Origin of the sequence: Chitinophaga sp. (assembly GCF_039596155.1) — a bacterium.
GTDB lineage: Bacteria > Bacteroidota > Bacteroidia > Chitinophagales > Chitinophagaceae > Chitinophaga.
In genome coordinates this window covers 1-25,279 of the sequence record NZ_JBCNKF010000055.1, presented here as the reverse complement: position 1 = coordinate 25,279, position 25,279 = coordinate 1, and the positions used below count along the sequence as shown (strand labels likewise).

General features: G+C 46.8%; 18 protein-coding genes. 1 reads left to right on the top strand and 17 read right to left on the bottom strand.

Going from position 1 to position 25,279, the window contains the following annotated elements; all coding sequences use genetic code 11:
- Positions 1 to 267: 267 nt before the first annotated feature.
- The 16 genes from rnhA to ABDW33_RS30645 all read right to left on the bottom strand — a co-directional run bounded on the left by rnhA (position 268) and on the right by ABDW33_RS30645 (position 23,418).
- Entirely contained in the window at positions 268 to 726 is a 459-nt protein-coding gene (gene rnhA / locus ABDW33_RS30720; protein ID WP_343693915.1) for a ribonuclease HI, read from the bottom strand.
- Positions 727 to 752: 26 nt separating this feature from the next.
- On the bottom strand, positions 753 to 2,390 hold the full coding sequence (locus ABDW33_RS30715) for a carboxyl transferase domain-containing protein (protein ID WP_343693914.1): 1,638 nt from the start codon (positions 2,388 to 2,390) through the stop codon (positions 753 to 755).
- 241 nt (positions 2,391 to 2,631) lie between these two features.
- Entirely contained in the window at positions 2,632 to 3,405 is a 774-nt protein-coding gene (locus ABDW33_RS30710) for a C40 family peptidase (RefSeq protein ID WP_343693913.1), read from the bottom strand.
- Between the two features lie 16 nt (positions 3,406 to 3,421).
- Entirely contained in the window at positions 3,422 to 4,552 is a 1,131-nt protein-coding gene (locus ABDW33_RS30705; RefSeq protein WP_343693912.1) for a CapA family protein, read from the bottom strand.
- Between the two features lie 520 nt (positions 4,553 to 5,072).
- Positions 5,073 to 5,243: a hypothetical protein gene (locus tag ABDW33_RS30700; RefSeq protein WP_343693911.1), complete on the bottom strand. Its 171-nt coding sequence runs from the start codon at positions 5,241 to 5,243 to the stop codon at positions 5,073 to 5,075.
- Positions 5,244 to 5,251: 8 nt separating this feature from the next.
- Entirely contained in the window at positions 5,252 to 7,081 is a 1,830-nt protein-coding gene (locus tag ABDW33_RS30695; protein WP_343693910.1) for a glycoside hydrolase family 76 protein, read from the bottom strand.
- A gap of 119 nt (positions 7,082 to 7,200) precedes the next feature.
- A complete protein-coding gene (locus tag ABDW33_RS30690) occupies positions 7,201 to 8,133 on the bottom strand; it encodes a bifunctional helix-turn-helix transcriptional regulator/GNAT family N-acetyltransferase (RefSeq protein WP_343693909.1) in 933 nt (310 codons plus the stop codon).
- Between the two features lie 582 nt (positions 8,134 to 8,715).
- Entirely contained in the window at positions 8,716 to 9,120 is a 405-nt protein-coding gene (locus ABDW33_RS30685) for a cytochrome c (protein ID WP_343693908.1), read from the bottom strand.
- Position 9,121: 1 nt separating this feature from the next.
- Positions 9,122 to 10,396, bottom strand: a complete 1,275-nt coding sequence (locus ABDW33_RS30680) for a PQQ-dependent sugar dehydrogenase (RefSeq protein WP_343693907.1) — start codon at positions 10,394 to 10,396, stop codon at positions 9,122 to 9,124.
- Between the two features lie 175 nt (positions 10,397 to 10,571).
- Entirely contained in the window at positions 10,572 to 12,389 is a 1,818-nt protein-coding gene (locus ABDW33_RS30675) for a RagB/SusD family nutrient uptake outer membrane protein (protein ID WP_343693906.1), read from the bottom strand.
- Between the two features lie 12 nt (positions 12,390 to 12,401).
- A complete protein-coding gene (locus ABDW33_RS30670; RefSeq protein WP_343693905.1) occupies positions 12,402 to 15,587 on the bottom strand; it encodes a TonB-dependent receptor in 3,186 nt (1,061 codons plus the stop codon).
- A gap of 364 nt (positions 15,588 to 15,951) precedes the next feature.
- Entirely contained in the window at positions 15,952 to 16,473 is a 522-nt protein-coding gene (locus tag ABDW33_RS30665) for a carbohydrate-binding protein (RefSeq protein WP_343693904.1), read from the bottom strand.
- Positions 16,474 to 16,744: 271 nt separating this feature from the next.
- Entirely contained in the window at positions 16,745 to 20,647 is a 3,903-nt protein-coding gene (locus ABDW33_RS30660) for a CheR family methyltransferase (protein WP_343693903.1), read from the bottom strand.
- Between the two features lie 54 nt (positions 20,648 to 20,701).
- Positions 20,702 to 21,298: a chemotaxis protein CheB gene (locus ABDW33_RS30655; RefSeq protein WP_343693902.1), complete on the bottom strand. Its 597-nt coding sequence runs from the start codon at positions 21,296 to 21,298 to the stop codon at positions 20,702 to 20,704.
- 194 nt (positions 21,299 to 21,492) lie between these two features.
- Positions 21,493 to 22,095: a phospholipid scramblase-related protein gene (locus tag ABDW33_RS30650; RefSeq protein WP_343693901.1), complete on the bottom strand. Its 603-nt coding sequence runs from the start codon at positions 22,093 to 22,095 to the stop codon at positions 21,493 to 21,495.
- A gap of 171 nt (positions 22,096 to 22,266) precedes the next feature.
- The gene (locus ABDW33_RS30645) at positions 22,267 to 23,418 is read right to left on the bottom strand and encodes a GTP-binding protein (protein WP_343693900.1); all 1,152 of its coding nucleotides are present in this window, start codon (positions 23,416 to 23,418) and stop codon (positions 22,267 to 22,269) included.
- Positions 23,419 to 23,510: 92 nt separating this feature from the next.
- On the opposite strand from ABDW33_RS30645, the gene ABDW33_RS30640 reads away from it, so the two are divergent.
- Complete coding sequence (locus ABDW33_RS30640; RefSeq protein ID WP_343693899.1) at positions 23,511 to 24,935, top strand: S8 family serine peptidase; 1,425 nt, start codon at positions 23,511 to 23,513, stop codon at positions 24,933 to 24,935.
- A 21-nt stretch (positions 24,936 to 24,956) separates the two neighbouring features.
- Here ABDW33_RS30640 and ABDW33_RS30635 read toward each other — a convergent pair.
- On the bottom strand, positions 24,957 to 25,279 hold a 323-nt coding region (locus ABDW33_RS30635), incomplete at its 5' end, for a LytTR family DNA-binding domain-containing protein (RefSeq protein ID WP_343693898.1).

The window sequence follows — 25,279 nt, the reverse complement described above, 5'->3', positions numbered from 1 at the left end:
CCCTGATCGATTAGCCATTGTCCGCTATCGGCAGCGGGTTTATTTCATCGATTGGTATTTAGTAAATGAAATGCTAGTTCCCGGATTCAAATCCCTGATCGATTAGCCATTGTCCGCTATCGGCAGCGGGTTTATCGCATCGATTGGTATTCAGTAAATGAAATGAAATGCTAGTTCCCGGATTCAAATCCCTGATCGATTAGCCATTGTCCGCTATCGGCAGCGGGTTTATCGCATCGATTGGTATTCAGTAAATGAAATGGAATGCTAGTTCCCGGATTCAAACCCCTGATCGATTAGCCATTGTCCGCTATCGGCAGCGGCGGTAGCCAGTTCATCGCATCGATTATTAAACGGGTTGGTGGCATGTCCTTTCACCCAGGTAAATTTCACCTGCTGCCTTTTGTAAGCCGGTATAAACCGCTGCCAGAGGTCTTTGTTCTTCTTGTCTTTAAAGCCGATCTTCACCCAGTTCCATAGCCACCCTTTTTCAATTGAGTTGATTACATATTCACTATCGGTAAAGATGCGTACGGGAAGTCCGTCTTTTTTCAGCGACTCCAGTGCGACGATGACCGCCAACAATTCCATGCGGTTGTTGGTAGTTTTGCGATATCCCTGTGAGAGTTCCTTACGAACTGAATTCCACATGAGAATAACGCCATAGCCACCAGGGCCTGGATTGCCGCGGGATGAACCGTCTGTATAGATTATAACTTCGGACATAGCGGGCAAAGATAGGGATTATGGCCCTAAACCTGAAACACCCCTAAACTAAACCCTTCCTCAATTGGCGCGTGATTTGCCGCCCTGATGCTTTCCGATATGATCTTCCTGGTATTCAGCGGATCAATGATCTCATCTACCCACAGCCTTGCTGCCGCATAATACGGTGTTGTCTGGCTATTGTACTTTGCGGTTATCTCTGACAGCAACCTGTTCTCCTCTTCCGGTGTGATCTCCTCTCCTTTCGCTTTCAACGATGCTACCTGTATCTGCAGCAATGTCTTCGCCGCCTGCTCACCTCCCATTACGGCGATCTTCGCATTCGGCCACGCATATATGAATCTTGGATCATATGCTTTACCGCACATGGCATAATTGCCCGCACCATATGAGTTTCCAACGATTACTGTAATCTTGGGTACTACGGAATTTGCCACCGCATTCACCAACTTAGCGCCGTCCTTAATGATCCCCGCATGCTCACTCCTGCTTCCCACCATAAACCCTGTTACATCCTGCAAAAAGATCAACGGTATCTTCTTCTGGTTACAATTCATGATAAACCTGGCCGCTTTGTCAGCACTATCATTGTAAATCACACCTCCCATCTGCATCTCTCCCTTTTTACTCTTCACGATCTTACGCTGATTGGCTACTATTCCTACTGCCCATCCGTCTATCCGGGCATATCCGCACAAGATGCTCTTACCATAATCCTCTTTATACTGATCAAATTCAGACTTATCTACCAGCCGCGATATCACTTCCACCATGTCGTAAGGACGTGTGCTATCCTCCGGAATTATGCCATACAACTCACCCGGATCTTTCTCTGGCTGGGCGGGCTCAATCCTGTCAAAGCCGGCAGTAGCCGGATGCCCCAGTTTACTCACTATTTTCCTGATATGATCCAGGCAATCTTCATCTGTACTAAACTTATAGTCGGCAATGCCAGAGATCTCTGTATGTGTGACAGCGCCGCCCAGCGTCTCCGCATCGATGGTCTCACCAATGGCCGCTTTTACCAGGTAAGGTCCGGCTAAGAAGATGGAGCCATTGCCTTCTACCATCAGCACCTCATCGCTCATGATGGGCAAATATGCACCACCAGCTACACAACTGCCCATTACTGCAGCTATCTGTGTAATACCCATGGCACTCATGCGTGCGTTATTGCGGAATATACGTCCAAAATGCTCTTTATCCGGAAAGATCTCATCCTGCATAGGCAGGTATACCCCTGCACTATCTACCAGGTAAATGACGGGCAAACGATTCTCCATGGCGATCTCCTGCAGGCGCAGGTTTTTCTTGCCTGTCATGGGAAACCAGGCACCGGCTTTTACAGTCATATCATTGGCCACGATCATACACTGACGACCGGCAATATACCCTATACCACCTACAGTGCCTGCTGCAGGGCAACCACCATGTTCTTCATACATACCATAGGCCGCGAAAGCGCCTATTTCAGTAAATGGAGTGTCTTTGTCGCAGAGATAAGCGATACGTTCGCGGGGTGTCAATTTGCCTCGCTGGCGAACTTTCTCGAGGTTCTTTTTACCTCCGCCCTGTTCTATAATGGCGAGGCGTTGTTTCAGGGTACTGAGCGATCTGCGCATGGCATCTTCATTCCTGTTCATGTCCAGTTGCTGTGCTTCCATAACGATTGTTTTTGGTTCGGGGATGATCCTTAAAAATAAGGGATTGAAAGCAAAAAAAACGAACGGGGGATAAAAAGAAATCGGGAAACGATTCTGAGGGGAAAAAGAAATCGCCCGTACCTTCTGGAGATACGGGCGATTTTATTTCTGAGAATAGATTTCTTTCTTGTTTTCAGCAATATTTTGTTGGGATAATTGATGAAACAGGCGTGTCTTCGCAGCCGATAGCCTTATCAATGTGTTATTTCTTGCTTTCGTTCATGGGCATCGCTTCCTGGCAGGAATCGACAGCTGTAGGCTCAAATATCCGTTTGGCGGCAACCAATCGCTTCTTATAATAACTGCTATTTGTGATATCGACGATGTTCACTCCCTGATTAGAAGAATGAATCATCAGCACCTTTCCATCCTCCACTTTATAGACCATACCAATATGCCCCACTTTCTTCCCTTTCACATTTTTCCTTCCTGTAAAAAACAGTAGGTCTCCCGGGCTGAAGTTTTCCGGCGCCACAACCTGTCCTAATACGGAAATACTTGCCGCCGTTCTGGGAAGCGTCATACCAATTGCATTGAAGCCATAGTTGATCAACCCGCTACAATCAAAGCCAATAGGTCCGATGGCCCCGCGGATGTAAGGTTTACCCAGTTCAGATACCAGTGTGAGCAGCAGGTTACGCACCTCCTCCTGTTTGATACTGGCCAGGTCCGCACTATCGGGTACATATGCTGCATGTGTCGGTTCGTCCGGCAAATCAGGATTCACCTGCGAAGCAATGGGCTTCTTTACGGTTACAGCATGATGATACTTCCCTTTTGCACCGGGTTTAGTATGGGTCAGGTGAGCCGTTTTACCAGAATGGGAACTATGCGCATGTGCTGTGGTTTTAGCATGCGTGGAGTGCACCACGTGCGTTTGTTTCTTCGCAGGCGTGGTTTTGGTTTTCTTTTTCTGCTGTGCAGCAGTCGTTATGGTCGCCCCCAGGGGCAATAGCAGTAATATTAGCCTCTTCACAATTACGTTTTTTGCATCACAAGGTCCCTACATTCACTCCCTTAAATCCAAAATCCTTTTCCGACAATGAACGGATCGTTCTGAAAGCTGTCATCGCCGAATCCGGTTTTGGGATACCTTCCCCTTCTTGCTTGAAAGAGAAGACTTTATTGTCCAGCAATCTACCCTCTTTTGTGATTGTTACCTGCAACAAAGGTGCAATATTTAGCGGATATTTTAAATTGAATTGATGATAAGTTGAAAAATTTCCTAAACTATAAGCTATTAATTTTTCTTTATATACCTCCATTCCCCTTACTACATGGGGGCCGGAGCCGATTACGAGGTCTGCCCCGGCATCTACACAAAGTCGTGCAAAATGACGAACATTTCCCCTGTTCTGCCCATAAAAGACTTCTTTTGTCCTGGGCGTGGTCATTTTTGAGGCACCTTCTGCCCCACCATGGAAAAATACAACGACCAGGTCAAAACGGGTTTTGAGGTCTGTAATATATTCCTGGACGATGGTATCGTTATTCAGATCCAGGCAGTTACTGTGTGGAGCAAAAGAGACGAAACCAATATGGGTGTTCCTTACAGTGATACTATCGGTAGGGTGCTGCGGCGTTCCGCTGGTACGGATATTATTGGCCTGTAGCCAATCAAGGGTATTATTCACCCCCTTCAGGCCAAAGTCAAAACTGTGATTGTTGGCCAGGTTCAGGTAGTCAAAACCGGCGTCCTTATACCATTGGGCAAATTTAACGGGTGTACGGAAGGCAAAGCACTGGTTGGTACCACAGCTTTTGAATACGGGCGCTGAATCAGACACGCAGCTCTCCAGGTTGCCGATGCGCAGATCGGTTCGCTGTAGCACGGCTAGTGCTTCCTGCAGGATGGTTCCCGAATCATAAGGAGGAAGGTAATAGGTGGAAGGATAGCTGGAACCCACCATGAGATCGCCAACTATCGAAAAGCTCAATGTATCTTCCAACCCCGGTGGATGTAACCTGATTATCGGTACAGTCGCCTTGAGTGATACCAGCCTTTTAGATTTGGATGTCCCTGTATCCAAACTTCCGAGTAATAATTGGGCTAACACGATCAGCAAAATACCATTGAATGAAAACAATACTTTACCGCTTTTTAAACGATTCAATTTCAACATATGATGGGGAATAAATCACGCTATTGTCCGCCTACGAAACTAACTGCACAGTGGCGTAAAGGTAAAACAATTTGTGAAAAATCCGCTGAGCGTGCTATTGCATCAGCGGATTTTTCGTGTAGGCCTTCGGCCGGTAAGAGGGCAAGAACCCTGCCGGTTTTAGGGTGAGTTGTTTTATGAATTTCCTTACATAGTATTGATTATTATGAAATAACATCAGCGTATGCACGCGTGATGGTAAGGGGATACAGCTGTTATCCTATTGTTCGTAAAATGATCTGTTTTAGAAACTGCCTTACAGACTGCTGATTACCATGCGATAACACGAGTGTATATACGCGGGATAGTAACGGGATACGGTTAACTCTTTGTTCGTAAAGTGATCTATTTTACAAACAGCTTTACATACTGTTGATTACCATGCGATAATACCAGCGCATGCGCACCTGATAGTAACGGAATACAACTAACCCATTATCCGTAACATGATCTATTTACAAACTTCCTCACATACTGCTGATTACCATGTTATACCACCAGTGTATATACGCGGGATAGTAAAGGATACAGCTAGCTCTTTGTCCGTAACATGATCTATTTTACAAACTTCCTCACATACTGCTGATTGCCATGTAATACCACCAGTGTATATACGCAGGATAGTAACGGATACAGCTAACTCTTCGTCCATAACATGATTTATTTTACAAACTTCCTCACATACTGCTGATTACCATGCAATACCACCAGTGTATATACGCCAGCCGGCAAACGGGATACATCTATCCTCCCCGTTGACGTATAAGTGGCTAACACCACCCTGCCTGACATATCCACCACACGCACTATTTCTTTGGAGAAATCAAACCCCGCTCTCAATGTCAATACATCTCTTACAGGGTTCGGATAGATAACGAATGACGGATCATTGACAGTGTTCTTCACCATCGCACCTACAGCTACCAGCGGGGCAGCGGCGGTAATCCGGACAGAAGAAGTTGAGTCATTAAAGTTGTCATCGACCAGGCAGGCATCGTCGCCCGTCTTCACCACGGTTCTACCTCCAAAATTGTCATTCAGGTACATCGTTACCTGGTATCCGCTACTTACTTTCAGGGAAGAAATATCATCATTCTGTATGCCCCTGGCCTGCAACTGTGACAAGGTATAAGTACCGGCAGCCAGGCTTACAAAAGCACCTGTATAATTGCAATCCTTGTAAAAAGTTGCCACACCTACAGGATGCACGATCAGCGAAGATGCACTATCATTCCAGGCATTCCCGATCCATGGACTCAAGCCGGTAATGGTGACATTATCTCCCGTAAAATTATCATTCTTATACAGGGTAACCTGGTAGCCAGCGGGGATCGCGTAAGCTGTAATATCGTTATCCCTGATTCCTTTTGCTACCAGCGCGGCTGTGTTATAAGCACCCACCGGCAATGGCCATGCATAGCCACCGTAGGTAATATCTTTATAGAAGAATGCCTGGTCCAGGTTGGCGGCTGCCTCTTCTACAAATACACCACTGATCTGCGTGGAATAGTCCGTTGAACTACCCGGAGCCACGGACCAGTTAGGACTCACCAGGTTGTTGGAAGTATTAATACCCTGTGTGCGCAATACCTCTGCATTGTATTGTATTGCTGCATTGTACTTTGCTCTCACGGCATCTGTCAATACTCCTTCCCTTGCCAGCAAAGCCAGATAACGAATAAAGATACCTTTGAACAAACCACCGTCTCCCCCACCTGTTTCATCTGCGAAGAACATTCCATTGGGACGCCGGCTGTTATATGCATACTCCGCCGTCTTCACCGCGTCATTCAGATAGGTTACGTCATTCGTGGCCTTATACAACTCCCATGCAGCACCGATGTATGTACCTACATTGTAAGAGAAGATCCATGCTTTCTGGGTCACGCCTGTATTCAGGTTAATGTTGTCCCAGACGGCACCGGTGGTAGCGTCTACCAGGTTGGCTTTTACAAAGGTGTAAATATCCTTTGCTCTTTGCAGATCTGCGGCATTACCTGTATACCGGTATATGCGAGCACCCAGGATGACAGCAGGTGTATTCGCACAGGTGTTTTTACAACCGGAACAATTCTTATTCCAGTCGATGGCTCCATTGGAATACCCGGTGTTGATGTCTGTCCAAAGCAGGGAGGCAACGTTGTAATAATCGGCATCTTCGGTTGATTGATACGCCCGAAGTGCGGCCAGTGCCATCCACTCCATATCATCGTAGAAGGTGTTGATATAGGTGTTGCCATTAAATGACCTGGTGCCTAGTAAAAGGTTCTTCATACGGGTTTTGTACGTGTTGGACCGGGTACGCAGATAGCCGTCATTCAGGGCATCTATCCCATGTGCACACCACCAGTAATTTGAAGTGGGTACACCGAAGGTGTTGTACATACTTGTCTGCAAATTTTCTGCTACGGGACCATAAGTAGCTAGTTGGCCGAAAGTGCACAGGTGTATAAGTAACAGCAGGGCACTGAGTGTAAAAATGGGTTTCATTTTCGTGGGTTTATTTTGAGAGATATAAAACCAATAACGTGGATTGTTAAGATATAAAAAAAATCGCTTATACCCCGTGGGCATAAGCGATTTTTTAAAAAGATTATTTAATTTCTATACTAGACGAGATCCATGTCGTAACGCTCTTCATTCATATGCTTTCCATACAAGCCTACAGGTTTCTCACCGGTCTTTCTGAACCCTGCTTTCCTGAACATCGCATTCGCGGTCTCTGCGAGGTTAGTCGAGAACAGCCATACCTTATGATAGCCTTTTTCCCGGCAATTCGTAATCGCGTCCGCCAGCATTTTTCTTCCCAGTCCCATTCCCCTGAAATCGGGATGTACCAGGAACCATTTCAGCTGCGCCGCATACCGGGAATGCCATACGACGGCGATCGATGCCACGATCTGATTTCCGTGCAATGCCAGGTATACCTGGTCCTTGGAAGGGTTATATGCCTCCAGGAACTCAGCAAAGTTTTTACATACGTTCGTGTCAAACTCCAGGTTATACCCCATCTCTTTCGCATACAGGGTACCGTGCATATACATCAGGTAGCCGGCGTCTCCGGGTTGCAACTGATACCTCCAGGAGATATCGTCGGCTGTGATCCGGTTTTCTTCTGACAGAATATGGCGAATGGTTTTCATTGCCGCTGCCAGTGCCTGTTGCTGGTCGGCAGGAATAGGCTCCAGCAATTGACGGATCTGCTCTCCGGCAGTTTCTTCCATCATTTCCAGCAATTTCCGCCCTTTGGCAGTGATCTGTAAGTACCAGGTACGGCCATCCAGCGCAGATTTCTTACGGGACAGCAGTTGTTCGCTTTCAAAAGCTTTGAGCATACGGCTCAGGTAGCCGCCGTCAATTCCAAGATGATCCACTAATTTGCCAGCGGTGCACTGGTCTTCAGCTGTTAAGGTGTGGAGGACCCTTAAGGCCGTCAAGGTAAGGTTGTTTTCGGATACGTGTCGGTTCAAGGTTTCCGACAAACTGGTATAGTATCTGTTAAACTCACTGATTTCCTGTACCACTTCAAGATTCGATGACATGTCCCATTGAATTTGTACAAAAATATAAATCAGTTTTATAATGTGCAAATCTATTGAAAATGAATGCTGAGGGAAGAATTAAAAACACTAAAAAAGGCCAGCCGGTGGCGGCTGACCTCTTAAAATACTTACAATCAGGCCAGATCGTCGTATCCGACCTGCTGGCGGTGTTTTAATCCGGGCGGTTGTCTGGTTGACAAGAAAAGCATCCTACAGTTGCCATTGTCAGGTTCTGTACCAAGTAATCCGGACCATTATCTGGTTGACAAGAAAAGCATCCTACAGTTGCCATTGTCAGGTTCTGTACCGGGTAATCCGGGTCATTATCTGGTTGACAAGAGGAGCACTCTATAGATGCCATCGTCAGGTTCTGTACCGGGTAATCCGGACCATTATCTTGTTGACAAGAAAAGCACTCTATAGCTGCCATCGTCAGGTTCCGTACCAAGTAATCCGGACCATTATCTTGTTGACAAGAAGGGCTTTGCCGAAGTTGCCATTGTCTGGTTCCGTACCCGGCACAGGTGATTTTGACCCGTGTATTGACCACATCCCCCAGCTCCTCCAGCTTCCTTCAGCAATTTATTTTATTTTTGCCCTCACCACCTTCACCTCCGCCGCCTTTACTGCGCTCGCCTTATTTCCAAAACTATTCCTCACATACGTCAGTACATCTGCAATCTCCTGGTCCTTCAGCTGCGCCTGTGGTGGCATAGGATTGGAATAATACTCTCCTTCTATCTCCACATCATCATTCAATCCCTTGAGGACAATTGTAATCAATTTAGTCTTGTCGCCCAGTACGAAGCTGGTTTTGATCAAAGGAGGATTCATACGCGGTACCCCACTTCCATCCGCCTGATGACACGCTAAACATATATTCTGGTACAACACTTTTCCGCGGGCTATCGAAGCAGCGGTGGTATTCTGCCCTAACGCTACGCCACAACTACCCAGCAGCACCGCTGCGATCATCCATATTCTCATACTACTTATTATAAACAATCCTGTATACAGTTCCTTTTACATCGTCCGAAATGTACAGGGAACCATCAGGTCCCTGAGCCAGTCCGCATGGGCGGTGTTGTGCCTGCCCCGGACTTTTGATCTCACCCGGACCTGCAAACCCTTCTGCAAAGATCTCCCAGTCACCTGCCGGCTTGCCGTCCTTAAACGGCTGGAATACCACAAAGTAACCTTTCTGCGGTTCCGGGGCTCTGTTCCAGGAACCATGGAATGCGATAAACGCGCCGTTACGGTACTTTTCAGGGAACATGCTACCTGTATAGAAAAGAATCGCATTAGGTGCCATATGGCCCGGATAAGCCGCTGCAGGATCCTGGATATGATCTCCACCCGTCTTTTTGCCGTCGCCGCCGTACTCCGGTGCCAGGATCTTTTTATGCTGGATCTGGTCGTAGTAGATATATGGCCAGCCGCAGTCGGAACCTTTGTGCAGGGCATACATGCACTCTGCCGGTAGTTCTGCAGACTGCTTTTCGTCGTACATATCCGGGAAGAGGTCATGCAGCTGGTCACGGCCATGTTGCATCACGAACAGCTGATTCAACCGGGTATTCCAGTCGAGGCCTACCACATTACGCAGTCCGGTAGCATAGCGCTGACCATCCCCGTAAGTCTGGTTGAGTTTGTCGGCTTTGAACTGCCAGATGCCACCTGCTGAATCCAGGATCGGGCAAGGCTGCATGCCCAGGGAGCCTTTGGTACGGTCTTTTATCTGGCAGGAATTGGAATATGCGCCAATGTTCACGTACAGGTTGCCATCATTGTCCAGCGTGAAGGCTTTGGCTTCGTGCTGGTGACGATTGATCAGACCTGTGACGATGGTTTCTGATCTGGCCGTATCGATCACCTGGTGCTTATCGTTCAGTTTGAAACGGTACACATCTGTGTTGGATGATGCGTACAAATAATTGCCTTTTACGGCTATGCCTGTACCGTCGTATTTAAAGAACCCTGTTTTCCTGTCGATCTTACCATCGCCGTTGGTGTCCTGCAAGTACCAGATGGTATTGCCCTTGTTACGGGTGCCTTCTACCTTTACATAGAGGTCGCCTTCGGGAGTAACTGCCAGATGGCGGGCATGACCCAGCCCTTCAGCAGCGACCAGGGCGCCGAACCCGGAAGGTAATTTCAGTCCCGCGTTGTCTGCATCTGGCTTTACGGCTGTACCAGGCACACCAGGGCCGAAACTGGTGAGGAAGGTGGCTAGTGCTACTGTAGCCAAAGAAAATTTGTTCATTTTGGTTGCTTGGTTTTAGAATTGAGTTGTTAAAGCCGGGTTGAAATTACAAAATACCCTCGCTCTGGCGGAGCGAGGGTAACTATTTTTTAAATGAGTGGTCAATAATCAGGTTAACTGGCCTGAGGGAGTAAGCAAATTTTTGCTTTCACACATAAATAACGCGTCTGAGGAACTAAAATCCAGGATTCTGTATCAGTTTGCTGTTCCTGTTGATCTCATCCCGCTGTATGGGCATAAAATACATCTTATCCAGCCACAACCGGTTTTCATTTACCAGCGTCACCGGCGTATATGTGTAATCATAATTTGCCAGGTCGTACTTATACAGTGTTACCTTACTACCTGCCTTTAGTTTCCCCTGTACATTCACGCCTCTCAACGCTCTTCCTATCGTGGCCGGTGCGATCATCCACCTTCTCACATCATAATACCGCTGTTCTTCAAAGACCATCTCTATTTCCCTTTCATGCTGGTAATCTGCTTTCAACGCCGCACCGGAAGAAGTGATATCCGGCATCGCTGCCCGCCTGCGGATCATATTCAGATAGGTTTTTGCCTCGCCTTCCTGCCCCAGCTCCATCAGCGCCTCTGCATAGTTCAGTATAATCTCCGTATACCTGAAAAATGGCCATGGCACTTCCTGCCTGAAATACTGTGCATCTACTGCCGGGTCAATAAATTTCTTCATATAATACCCGGTAAAACTGCCGTTCCAGTCCTCCACTGGTCCCTGTCTCGTATCCAATCCGGGGTTAGGGATAGCTTTAGAACCGTCCCAGACCTCATACGTTCCCGCCTGGACCTGGTTGGCAGGATCCATATCCGCCACATCTGTAGGCCTTTGCCGCCAGTCTGCACCATCATATAAAATCGATGCATAAAAACGAGGATCGCGGTTTTGATAAGGATGCGCTTTATGCGCAGCATTGTTCCAGTCGAACGCGCTGCCGTCGATCATTTCATAATCATCGATCAACAACTGCGTAGGGGTATTTCCCGACCAGTTATGGTAGCCATTTAGTCCGTTGTACAAGCCTATCTGTCCTCCTGCTTCCGACTTCGCATTCACAAAATAGCGGGAGAAAATACTCTCTGAATTATCCTTTAAAAACATCGTCTGATAATTTGTAGCCGCTTCTGCAGCAGAAGCAGGATCAGGTGATGCCAATGAATAATTGCCCAGATCCATTACAGCTTTCGCTGCATCCAGGGCTTTTTGCCAGCGACTCATCCTGTCACCCGATACATATCCCAACAGCTCTGGTTTGGACGCAGCTGCGATGATTGCAGACTTTGCCCTGGCCGTTGGCATATCATGGAGGTCGCTTGCCGCATACAATAATATGCGCGACTTCAACGCCAACGCAGCGCCTTCATTTGCACGTCCCTTCACTGACACTGTTTCCGTACCATGCAGGTAATAAGCTGCAGAGTCACAATCCTTCACGACATGGTCCACGCATTCCTCAAATGTATTGCGCGCTATACTGTAGTCTGCGTCCGTCAGGGTATATACCTGTTCTACCAGCGGCACGCCTCCGAAGTTCCTGACCAGCTGCTGATAAAACCATGCACGTAAGAAGAACACCTCTCCTTTCAGCCGGGAGGCTTGCAACTGTTTATCAAAGTTCACCTTCCCGATATTCGCAAAGAAGTTGTTGCACGCACGGATACGCAGATACATCGTTCCCCACTGAAAAGTGCCCCGGCTATTGATATACTCCGCATCTGTCGGGCTGATGGTAGACTCCACCATATTCTTCATGCCATAATTATGCGTAAACATGGTTTCATCAGTGGCGGAAGACAGCATGGTTTCAGGAAAGCCGCCATTACCCAGACCATTGTAAATATCATTGACATAAGCTTCTGCCAGTGCAGGATCAGTCCATACATCATCTGAAGTAGCCTCTCCTAAAGGCCTGGTATTCAGAAAGTCTGTATTACACGCAGCAGTTGTCAGCAACAGAATAACAAGTAAATATTTCATACAGCAATCGTATTAAAGCGTTAAAGTAAAACCGGCATTGATGACTCTTGCCTGTGGGTAATATTGCCCATTTCCATTCACCGATTCGGGATCAAGGATGCCTAATTTATCCAGTGTAAACAGGTTGAGACAGTTCGCATAAATGCGCAGTCCATTCACCCCCGAACGCCTCTTCAAAAGGTCAGATAAACTGTACCCGATTTCGAGGTTTTTCAGGCGCACGTAATTCGTCTTCCTGAACCAATAGGAATTGCCTGTGGCCCAGTAAGTGTCATTTCGATCGTTTACGCGGGGATCTACGGAGCTGGGGTTATCAGGACTCCACCGGTGATCATAATAGTCTTTTGTAAAGTTGCCGATCTCGCCGGATTCTGTGTTGATAGCCAGTGCGCCACCGGTTGCACCCTGAATTAAAACTGCGAGGTCAAATCCTTTATACTGCAAACTGATATTGACACCCCCTGTAAAAGTCGGCTGTGTACTCTTGTCGTTTCTTACCTTATCGTCACCATCGATTTTCCCGTTTCCATCTATGTCTTTAAACTTCATATCACCGGGGCGAAGATTGTTGGTAAGCGCACTGTAATCGATTGTATTCTTGCTGATATCATCAAAATCTTTGAAAACACCATCATATTGATAATAGAGTGCGGTGTTCATAGGACGGCCGGTAGACTTCTGCCAGCTGGGGGCTCCTGGTGCTTCATCCCAGAAGATGATTTTATTTTTGGAGTATCCGCCATTCACACTTACATCATACCTGAAGTCAGCGCCAATTTTATCGGTATACCCGATACGGAATTCCCATCCTTTGTTATCTACTTTCCCGATATTTTCCGCAGGCAGTGTCATACCTGTTGTCTGGGGTACAGATGCATTTCTTCGTACCAGGATACCGGTACGTTTGTTCATGAATGCATCCAGTTCAAAATAGAGTTTGTTATTCAACAGCGCACCATCCAGACCGAGGTTGTAATTATTCGCTACTTCCCAGGTTATAAAGGGGTTAGGCATGCGTGCTTCAAAGAGAGATTTTACTACATTGCCGCCAAGGATATAACTGTTAAATCCATAAGTAGCATAGTACTGGTATTCCTGCAGGGTGAGTGTACCGTCGCCGTTGTCATCGAAATAAATCTGGTCATTGCCCAGTTTACCCCACGATGCACGCAGCTTGAGGTAGTTCATGAATTTGATATTGTCCTTCCAGAAGTTTTCCTCTGAAATTCTCCACCCTGCCATGATACCGGGGAAGAAACCAAAACGTGAATTTGCCGGGAACATATAGGAGCCATCATATCGCCATACAAATTCAGCCAGGTATTTCTCCCGGTAATTGTATGCTGCACGGCCAAAGTAATTCAGGCGCGCACGGTCCCATGCACCGCCATTGTTATCCTTCTCCGCATCGCCACCTGCACTCAGCTGATCGATCAGACTTGAAATAAAATATTTGCGTGAAGCTCCGAAATTATCGAAGTTGACAGTTTCTTTTTCCACCCCGAATACCAGGTTGACTGTATGCTCTTTATTGAAAGTATGATCGTAAGTAAGTAACCCTCTTAACAGTAGATTGGTCTGGTCTTCATCACCTTGCGAAAGTAAAGCCTGGTCGGTGCCTCTCTTACTTTTAACCAGCAAAGGTGTGACACCGTCATCCTGGTAAGTCTTCTTGTCCCATGTATACAGGTACCACGGTGTCATCCAGTTTTTGGTACGCTTCAGGTATTTATCATACGCGATGTTACCACTCAGTTTCAAACCGTCTACCCATGGAATGGTGATGTCCAGGCGCGCATTACTCTGCACATAGTAACGCCGGTCCCTGTTATAACCTGTCTGATCTGTTGTGATCACTACGGGGTTATTGCCATACTCTATATCCGGTCCGGGTAAGCCATTGGGCCAGAAAGCAGCTTCCGTGGGTTTACCACGCATCAGCATGCGGAAGATGTCGCTGGCAGAACGTGTAGGGGCATGGCGGTTTTCCTCTCTGCCCATCAGGTCTACCGCTACGTTCATGTACTTGTTGATCTTCGCATCGAGATTTACGCGCAGGCTGTATTGGTCATACCCTGTAGCCGAGTGTTTGTAATAGGCATCCTGGGATTGATACCCAAATGAAGTGAGGTACTTCACATTTTCGGAACCACCTGCCAGCTGCAGACTATGATTGGATTGTGGCGACCAGGTTTTGAAGGTCGATTTATACCAGTTGGTATTCGGATACAGCCACGGGTCGCTTCCATCTTTGTATTTCTGAATTTCATCCAGTCCAAAGGCTACGTTCCAGATCTTGTTCGTGGTGGGGGAAGTATAGGTACCATGCTGTTTGTACACGCTCCATGCATTATTCCATTCTGATGCGGGCACATCCCGGTAGAGGCTCAGCTCATCGCGCAGCTGTGCGTACTCAGGGGCGTTGGCCATGTCCGGAATATGAGTGGGCTGAGACCATCCCTGGTTGAAAGAATAGGTCAGCTGTGGCTTACCTGTCTTCCCTCTTTTGGTAGTGACCAGGATTACGCCGTTTGCCGCGCGGGCGCCATAAATTGCGGCGGAGGCGTCTTTCAGTACCGAGATGCTTTCGATATCCACCGGGTTAATACGCTCGAGTCCACCAACGCGGTTCGCGACCCCATCGATTACAACGAGGGGATCATTATTCCCCAGTGTATTTGAACCACGGATGCGCAATGTAGAACCGTCATATCCCGGCTCACCGCTATTCTGCATAGCAGTGACCCCGGGCATACGGCCGGAAATGGAGTTGGACAGATTGGTAGCGGGTGATTTGATCAGGTCTGCCCCTTTCACGCTGGTAATAGCGCCGGATACAGCCTCTTTTTTCTGTGCGCCGTAACCTACCACCACCACCTCACTCAACCCTTTGGTATCAGCCTCTAATGAGACCTGGAGGGTAGTGCCGGTCACGGTCAGCGTCTGCGGTAAAAAGCCGATGGCAGTAATAGTAATCTTTGCTCCTTTGGTGACAGGAAGGGTAAAAGCTCCTTCGGGATTCGTTGTCGTTCCTTTGGAAGTACCATCTATCTTGATGGTGGCACCGATTATGGGCGAGTTGGTTTTGTCTACAACACGTCCTTTGAGGGGAAGGTCTTGCGCCTGTATAACGCTACAATAAAAAAGCAGGATCAGGGCATAGCAAAGCCAGCCCCGGAAGAGGAGCACATTTTTCATACGCGAGATTTAATAGTTAAAGAATACGAAGGCTACAGCAACGGGAGTCACTGAAGATTTTGGTTTTCAATCAATTCAAAAATTAAAATTGGTTTTAAAAGTTTTCAAAACGGGTTTACTACATGCTCAGACAGCATTGTTACGGTCTGGTTTTCAAATTAAAGCTTCGGAAACGGGTTTCATGCGCGTTCAGAGTCTTTGCTTTCATCACAACGTGGTTTTATGTAAATGAATGGGCCATATATCTCTGGCTGTTGAATCAGATGTTCGCTACAGTTTAAAAAATGAAAAATCCGGGTTGTTTAACACAATCCCAAAATAGAAAAAAATATTAAGGAAGAATAATTTCTTTGACGGGACAGGGTTAATAATTCAACTCGAACGAAATAGCAGTAATACTGAACTGACTTCCCTTTGCTACAAGATAGAGGTCATGTACACCAAATGAGTATTTGGAATTGCCCGTCATTTTGAGGTTATATGTTGTATCTCCTGTATATGGAATCTTCAGGGTACCTATGCGACGACTCTTTTTCCCCCTGGGGCTGTTTATTCTAAATTCAAGTCTGGAACCTTTTGATTGTTTGTTTTCACAGAATACGGTCACCTTGACTGCAACTTCTCCCAGTCCCAGGTTTACTTGTCCAAATCCGAGGTAGCTCCCGGATTTCATTTTAAATTCAGTTTCGAAGTTTCCTTTTCTTACTACTGGCGCTGGCTGAGCGGGAGGAGCTGGCTGGCTGGCTGGTCCCCCACCCACAGGAGGAGGTGTAGCAACCGCAGGTGCTGCTGCCGGAGGCGGTGATGCTGCCGGTGGCGACACTTGTGATTGTCCCCGGACGATCAACTGCGCGATAATAAAAAATAGACATAGGATAGGCCTCATAGCTATATGGGTAGGTCTGGCTTATAGTCGTTTTCGCTCACTATTGCCCAACCAGTGTCAAATTTTGTAATCAGGACGAAATTTACGCAAAATTATATTAAATTTTACAATAATAAATCAGGATGATTACCAAGGCTTTGTTAATAATATTTAAACCTCTGCTATATTTTACGTATCTGCCGGGGATTTATTGTATTTATGGGGATAAAATCGAAGAATGTGGATATGTTATCTTTTTATTATAGACGCTTTTGCCCGGAGGCAAAAGCGCTTATTGTTGTACTTCTGGTATAATAATATGGAAGGCTGCCCCCTGGTTTTCTACACCAAATGCCTGAATATCACCATTATGGATATCCATGATCTTGCGGCACAGGGCTAACCCGATGCCTGTTCCTTCAAATTTCTCTTTCTGATTCAGCCGCTGGAAGATGACAAACAGTTTATCTGCATACGACTGGTTAAACCCGATCCCGTTGTCCGCCACGATGATCCTGTACCAGGAGGTATTTTTGTTCAGGTGTGGGTAATCGTTCATATCTGCAACAGACAGTTTGTTGGCACTTACTGTAATCCGGCAGGAATCGTTTGGATTGGAGAACTTAAGGGCATTGCCGATCAGGTTGTAGAACAACTGGTTCATCTGCAAAGGCACCGCATCCAGCACCGGCAATTCACCGATCTCCATCTGTGCCTGTTTTTCCCTGATCAGGAGTTCGAAATCCTCCGTCACATTGGCCACAATCTGGTTCAGGTCTACCGGCAGGAAGGCATTTTCGCCCAGTTCCAGTCTTGAATAGGCGATCAGGTCACGAATCAGGTCCGACATGCGGATAGCTGATTGTTTTACCTTACTGAGATATAATCCGGTATCAATTTTACTATTGTCAGACTTTACATTTTCGAGCATGTCCGCAAAAAGACGGATCTTCCTCAGCGGCTCCTGCAGATCATGGGAAGTGATGAATACAAACTGCTCCAGCTCATGGTTCCTTTTAGAGAGGTTCACATTCGCCTCTTCCAGTGCTACCGTACGCTCACGTACCTTGCGTTCCAATGCATCTTCCACCATTTTCTGGTCGTCGATATCCACGCAGGCACCAATAAAACCGACAAATTCATCCTGTGCTGTAAATCGCGGAATACCGGAGCATGACAACCAGTGATAAGTGCCATCCTGCCTTTTCAGCCGGAACTCAGAATAGAAATTACGCCTGTCGCGGGAGGAGCGGCTGAAATTGATCTTCCATTTATCGATATCTTCTGCATGCATGATATCGTACCAGCCTTTATCCTTATCCTGGTCAATAGATCGCCCGGTATATTTCTGCCAGGCTTTATTAAAGAAGGAGAACGAACCGTCTTTTTCCGCGATCCAGATCATGACAGGCGCCGTATCGGCAATCATCCTGAAGTAAGCCTCACTTTGCTGCAGGTGTAATTGTGCCTGCTTCCGCTCTGTAATATCCTGTGTAATACCGATCATGTGCCGTACGCCGGTTTGCTCATTTACGACAGACTGCCCCCTGGCCATTACCCAGCGGATCGCAGCGTCTGTTCCTTTGATGCGGTATTCTTCTGAGAACAGGGTATGATTCGTCAATGCCACATCGAGGGCCTGTTTTACGCGATCCCGGTCATCCGGGTGAATGGCCTGCATTAATTTGTCGATAGTCACAATTGAGTTGCTGGTAAGCCCGTAATTCGCTTTACAGAGGTCATTGCATTCCAGTATCCCTGTCTCGGTATTGAGCTCCCATGAGCCTAATTTGCCCGTTTCCAGGGCAAAGTTGAGGCGGTTGTTGACGTCCTGCAAATGACGCTGGTACAATTTGGTCTCCGTCACATCTGTCACCACGCCTAACACCCTGCTGGCAATGCGCTCCTCAAAGAACACCTGTGCCTTGCAGGAGATCCATTTTATTTTGTCTTCACTGGCAGTGATCCGGAAATCGATATTGATCTGACCATTGTCGATGCCTGCCAGGGCAGCCTGTATAGATCCGTGCACTCCGTCTACATCCGAAGGATGAATGGCTTTAATAAAAGTATCGTATTCTACAGGGGCTATACTGCTGATATTAAATAACTCCCTGCTTCTGTCGGACAGGAGGATCTCCCGGTTAGACGGGTTAAACTCCCAGGTACCTGTTTTCGTTCCATCCAGCGCAAGGCGTAAACGTTCTTCATTGATACGTACCTGTTCCTGTTTGCGTGCAATCCGCTCACGGGCTTCCCTTACTTCAGAGATATCTTCGATTGCCAGCAAGATCAGGTCTTCCTTCAGATCCTGGGAAGTAATAAGCTGCCCGTTCAGTAACATGGTTCGTTCCCCGATCGCACTGAATTTGTGTGTAAGTTCGTAATTGATGAAAGGTGTTCTGGAAGAAAGCAGGTTTTCCAGCAGGGTACGCAGGTCAGAGTTATTCCATTGCTTGTTTCCGAGTTCATAAAAAATCTTCCCTTCCGTTTCTTTCCTGTCTATTTTGAAAAAACGATAGAAAGAAGCATTTGCGCTCACCACCCGGATATTCGCATCCAGGATCACCAGCGATTCATGTACGGTATTTACAATGGCTTCTGCGTACAGCCGCGCATTATTTAACTGGTTATTCCGTTCCAGCAGGTCGTTGTTACGGGTGCTCAGTTCATCATTAATCACCTGTAGTTCTTCCTGGGAAACTTCCAGTTCCTCATTCAGACTTTTCAACTCCTCGTTTGCAGATTGCAATTCTTCGTTAGTAGCTTCATACGCTTCTGCTACTGCACGCAGCTCATCCTTATAGCGCTGTACTTCCTTTTCCATCTGCAGTACACGCAATGTCTTATCATCGTGACTTTCACTGACAGGTTCCACTCTTTTGGTATCGGCTGCCGCCTGCTCGGGCGACTGATGATCAAAGATCACCAGGTAGTAAGTCTCATGCAGGTTCACAATGGGCACAATTTCAAAACCTACGGTCAGCTGACCGGAAGCAACGGAAATGGTGATACCTTCTTTTTTTACATTTCTTTTTCCTGTTTGCGCCTGGTTCAGGGCACTACGCAGACTATGTACAAGATCTCTATGGGCTAGCTTCAGGATGTTCAGACTGGCTTTACCCGGGCCATGCTCGAAGAACTGCAGGGTCACCCCACGGAATTCGATGATGTCGAATTGCTCGTTGAGTAAAACTGCAGAAGGAGCAAACATGGAAAGGATAATACTATCAGCCGCCTTCTGTGCATCTACATTCTCATCTCTTTCCTGGTCGAAGCTGGGTGTCATGTGCTTGATTTTTTTATTAGTGGGGAACGCACTTCTCAGCGTCCACTTATCTACGTTCTTTTTTAAATAGACCTTCGTTTTTTTCGAAGGCATTTCAAACAGGTCGGGCGAGCGGTTAGTTTCAGACTTGCCCAGCCAGAGGAAACCTTTGTCTTTTAAAGCGTAATTGAAAATGCTGAGCATCTTCTTTTGCAGAACGGGCTGCATGTATATTAGTACATTGCGGCAACTGATCAGATTCAGTTTTGCAAACGGCGGGTCAGTAAGCATATTGTGAGATGCAAATACACATACATCCCGAATATAGCTGACCACTTCATATCCTTGTTCCACTTCCCTGAAAAACTGCGCCAGCCTTGCGTCAGACACACCAGCCATCTGTGTTTTAGGGTAGACGGCCTTTCTGGCTTTGGCGATCACGGCATCAGAGAGATCAGTCGCAAAGATCTTTACCTTGTCAGTAAAATTTTCATGCCCCATGATTTCATAGAGGCACATAGCGATAGAATACGCTTCTTCCCCGGTAGCACATCCTGCTACCCAGATGCGTACCTGTTCATCCCCATCTACCGCCTGCCGGGTAACCTGTGGCAGGACGGTTCTGAATAGATATTCAAAACTTCCGGGATCCCGAAAAAACGACGATACATGAATTAATAATTCAGCAAATACTATATTCTGCTCATTTTCATTTTCTTTTATTAAAGTTAGGTACTCTTCGAAACCTGGAATGTTCACTAATGACATCCTGCGTTGCAGCCGTCTTGTAATGGTGGAAAGCTTGTACTGCAAAAAATCAACTCCTGAATATTCTGAAAGGATAGACAGGATACTTTTTAAGGCAGCATTGGGCCCCGCACCGAATTTACGCCGGCTACCTTCAGCATCTTGATGCATGTCAGGCATACAAACTTTTTTGCTTGTGTCTATATAAAGCGTTAAAGATATATAAAAATAGCATCAAATCATGCGCTTACCGGTTTTCAAATACCGTTGCAGGAACTTTGCGATCTCCGGAGGTGGCAATACAGCATGCGGATCGTCCCTGTGGATCGCGGTCAGTGGCAGGATATTAAAGTCTGTCGACTCGGGATCCTGCACAAGCACCAACCCATGACGGTCTTCGATGGCCTTAATGCCCTCTATCCCGTCGGTACCCATACCCGACAGGAGGATGCCCACAGCATTCTCTTCATAGCATTTAGACATCGACTTGAAGAAAATATCAATCGACTTGTTGATGATTTCGCGGGAATATCGCTTCCGCACACGCAGAACATGATCTTCTACAATCATCATCTTACCTTCTACCAAAACATATACATTGTCGGATTGCATTTTCACGGTATCGGTCACACGATGCACCGGCATATCAGTAAACCGTTGTACGATATGACTGAAACGGCTGGGATATTCGGCTGACAAGTGTGGAATCACAACAAAAGCTGCGCCTGTTTTTTCTCTGAAGTGCTGGAAAAATTCACAAACAGGTTCAAGACCGCCGGCAGAACAGCCGATACCTATGCACAAAGTCGGGGATATATCAAGATTACCCATGGTTCACGTCTGGTTAATGGTTTATCAATAAAGATGTCCCGACAGGGACGGGTTCAGCCATTAAATTCAAAGAAAATGCCAGAGTATGCTGCCATGGTAGAATTTTAACACAATTTGTAGAAAAAAAGATGCAGGCGGATAATGAAAAAGGCCGGGAATTCCCCGGCCTCCACAATCTGTTTACGTCAACTGTATTATTTTGATTCCTTCAACACCATGTCGATGGTGATGGCACCAGCCACGATGGCAATCTTCCTGATATCTTCAGGACATTCTTTTCCAATAGTAACGCGGTACTTATCAGCAGTAGTGAACACCTCTTTCAGCACACCTGCCCACTTCTTGGTAATTTGTCCCAATTCGTTCCCATTTGTATCGAACACCGTAAAATTCCAGGCTTTCCAATCACCTTTAATCTCGGCGATCACATTACCATTTGCATCGGTAATGTGGAACAGTGGCTTGAACAGTTTAAACTTGTGTTTGATTCCACCGATTGGCGTACCATTACCATCCAGGATAGTAATTTTCGACATCCAGAATGTACTTTTGCGGTGAATTGTGGCGACCACCGTGTCGTCCATCTCCTTAATATCAAGGGTAAACGGCAATATAGCCTTGCTTATAAACAAACGCAGCAGCTTGTGCCACACAGGTACAGTTTGTTGAATATTCCCGATCTGTTGGCCCTGATCGTCGTAGACTTTATAGGCATTAGAGAATTTGAAAAGGCCGATTTTTTCGTCAATGAAATAATCGCTGTAGTTGAAGAATGGAGGTAAGTTCGCTTGTCCCATCTATGAGGTTTTTTGCAGTTATGGTTTAACAATGGTCGCAAAGGTATAGTAAATTAATAATATAAAAAATCGCTTATGTCAGTCAGGCATAAACGATTGCTCAATACGGTGCCTGATTTTAATCAGGATCCGGCAACCGTTTATGCATCACTGATAACTTCCGTAGTCACGCTACAGGGGGAAGTTGTCCGAAAACCTTTGCCCTCTTTGCATAGCCGCAATTTCCAGCGGTGTGCATAAACAGTTCTGTAATTCTATCGTAATCAGGTCCTTATTCATATCCTTGCCTATCATCACCAGTTCATTGTGCCTGTCACCAAAGTTTTTATCCCATTTGCCCTCTATCTCCTCTTTGTTATCCAGGAAACTGGCATACCGGATCCGATCTTTATATGGCATACTGCACCACCACACGCCCGCTTTTTCCGCGCGCAAACTACCACCTGCCTGGCTCCAGTTGATCGCATCGTCTGGTCTGCTGGCAAGCCAGAAAAGGCCTTTGCTGCGAATGATATTGCTATGCCATTCATCGTTCAGGTAAGCCCAGAAACGTGCCGGATGAAATGGTTCGCGGGCGCGGAACACAAAACTACTGATGCCATATTCTTCTGTCTCCGGCGTATGGTGGTCTTTGTTGAGCTCTTCGATCCAGCCGGCCTGCTGACTTGTGGTATCAAAATCAAATAAGTGTGTGTTCAATATTTCTGTTGGTGCAATCCTGCCAAACGTGCTCGTGATAATTTTAGCACCAGGGTTGAGTTGTTGGATCACCGCTTTTAAAGTTCCCAGCATCTCCGGAGTGACCAGATCTGTTTTATTTAATATAATCACATTCGCAAATTCCAGTTGGTCGGTGAGCAGGTTCACAACCGTACGTTCTTCATGAATACGGGTACTGCCATAGTCCTGCAGAAAGTTGAAGGCGTCCACCACTGTCACTAAAGTATCCAGTCTTGATAATTCATCCAGGGTACCATAAGTAAACGTCTGCGCCACAGGCAATGGCTCACTGATGCCGGAGCTCTCAATGAGTAAATAGTCAAAACGCTTTTCAAGCGCCAGTTTTTCCACCTCAATCAGCAAATCTTCGCGCAGCGTGCAACAAATGCAACCATTGCTCATCTCCACCAGTTTCTCTTCTGTTCTGTTCAGCGTATGTTCATTTTTTACGAGTTGGGCATCGATATTCACCTCGCTCATATCATTGACAATGACGGCCACTTTCAAGCCTTCTTTATTATGCAGGATATGATTGAGCAAAGTAGTCTTGCCAGCACCCAGGAATCCACTGAGTACCGTTACAGGCAAACGGTCTGTCATCATTATATGTATTGTTTGCTGCAAATATATGCAACTTTGTTGCATAACCTATAATTCCCGAAAGATTTTGTACCTTATAAATAAAATCCTTTGTTATGAAACCCATCTACCCACTCCTGCTCCTGCTGGCACTCACCGCCTGTTCCAGGAAAGATTCCATACCGGTTATTCGCAATGTTAACCCTGACACTATCATTCCACGATCAGCTATTAACGACTTTATAGACCGGCAACTGGCAGAAGAAGATCATTTTGACTGGGCCATGGCGAACGACAGTATGCTGTGGAGTGCATTGATCCAGTCAGACAGCATCTTAAGTATCGGTTACACCGATGGCGATAAGAACAAAGTGTTACAGGTCGTGCAGCAATATGAAGGCTCCCTCATCTATCCCTTCAGGGAAGGAAAGCTGCCATTCGTGAACCTCAGGGTGGGGAACTATGCCACCATCAAAGCACTTCGGGCAGCGGCTTTCGTGCGCTATGCAGATCCTATTGGCTATGGTGCCTATAGTATGGAGAATGCCAGACCCACCAGCAGCCTGTTGAATTTCGGATGCGGGAGCAATACCGCACAGACAAACCTGGTAGCCGGTACGGATTATGTATCGATCGCTCCTGCTGCGAAACAGTCCTGGAATTATACTTATCATCACATTCCGGAGGCATGGGTACAATCTACCGGCGCAAACATCAAAGTGATGATCATAGATACAGGTATCAGTGACGGGCAGGAAAATCTGGGGGATGCTTTCAACCAGGGGTATTCATCGGGCCGGACTATTTCCCGGGCGGTCACTTATCCCGGTGGCACTACCAATGACGACTGTGGTCACGGTACCAGTATGGCAGGCGCGCTGGCGGCGCCGCGTGGCACGGATGGCAACACGGCAGGTATCGCCTATAACTGTAACCTGCTCATGGTGCATGCAGCAGAAAACGTGGTGATCCTCTCTTCAGCATCTGTGAATGGTGTTACAGATGCTTATGTAATGGGGGGCGATGATCCGGAAGTGAAAATCATCAGTATGAGCATGGGTACAATTTTCAACTACGGACAGATCAAGGATGCAATTGCTTATGCAGATAGTAAACAGAAACTCATGTTCTGTGCTGCCGGTACCTCTTTCTCTTTCTTCGCGGGCTTCGTAGGAGTGATTTTCCCGGCAAACCAACCACAGGTCCATGCGGTAACCGGCGTGAAAGACAACCTCACCACCCGTTGCGATGACTGCCATGTAGGTAGTAAAGTGGACTTCACAATTGTAATGGAACAATCAGGTTCCGGTCGTCATCCGTTGAGTGTAGCCATGAGTGGCGATGTCCCTTCTACAGTAGGCGGGTCTTCAGTGGCCACTGCCAGCTGCGCAGGGATTGCGGCATTGATATGGAGTAAAAATCCCGGACTACCCAGAGATAGTATTATCAGTAAAATGCGGAGAGCGGCCTCCTACCCTCTTACCCGCAATAGTTCTTTTGGCTGGGGAGTGGTCGATGCAGCAGCGGCGTTATCGCTTTAAGAAAGAGGTTACGCAGGGCAGCTAGCGTTTCAGGAAACGATTATTTAGAATCCGCTGCAATGTTTCCTCTTTCTGGTATTTCGAAACGGGAATCTGGAAAGCACCTACATACAGTGTATTCCCTTCAATACTATTGATCTTATCGATCGCTACGAGATAGGACTTATGCGGCTGTACAAAGGATGTTCCCGGCAGGTGCTCCTGCAACATTTTTAGCGTCAGGTGCGTAATAATCTTCCTGTCGGGTACATGGATCGCTACATAGTTCTCCATGGCTTCTATGAAAAGGATATCGTTGACAGCAATCTTTTCCAGCTTGCTGTCAACTTTCACAAAAAAGTAAT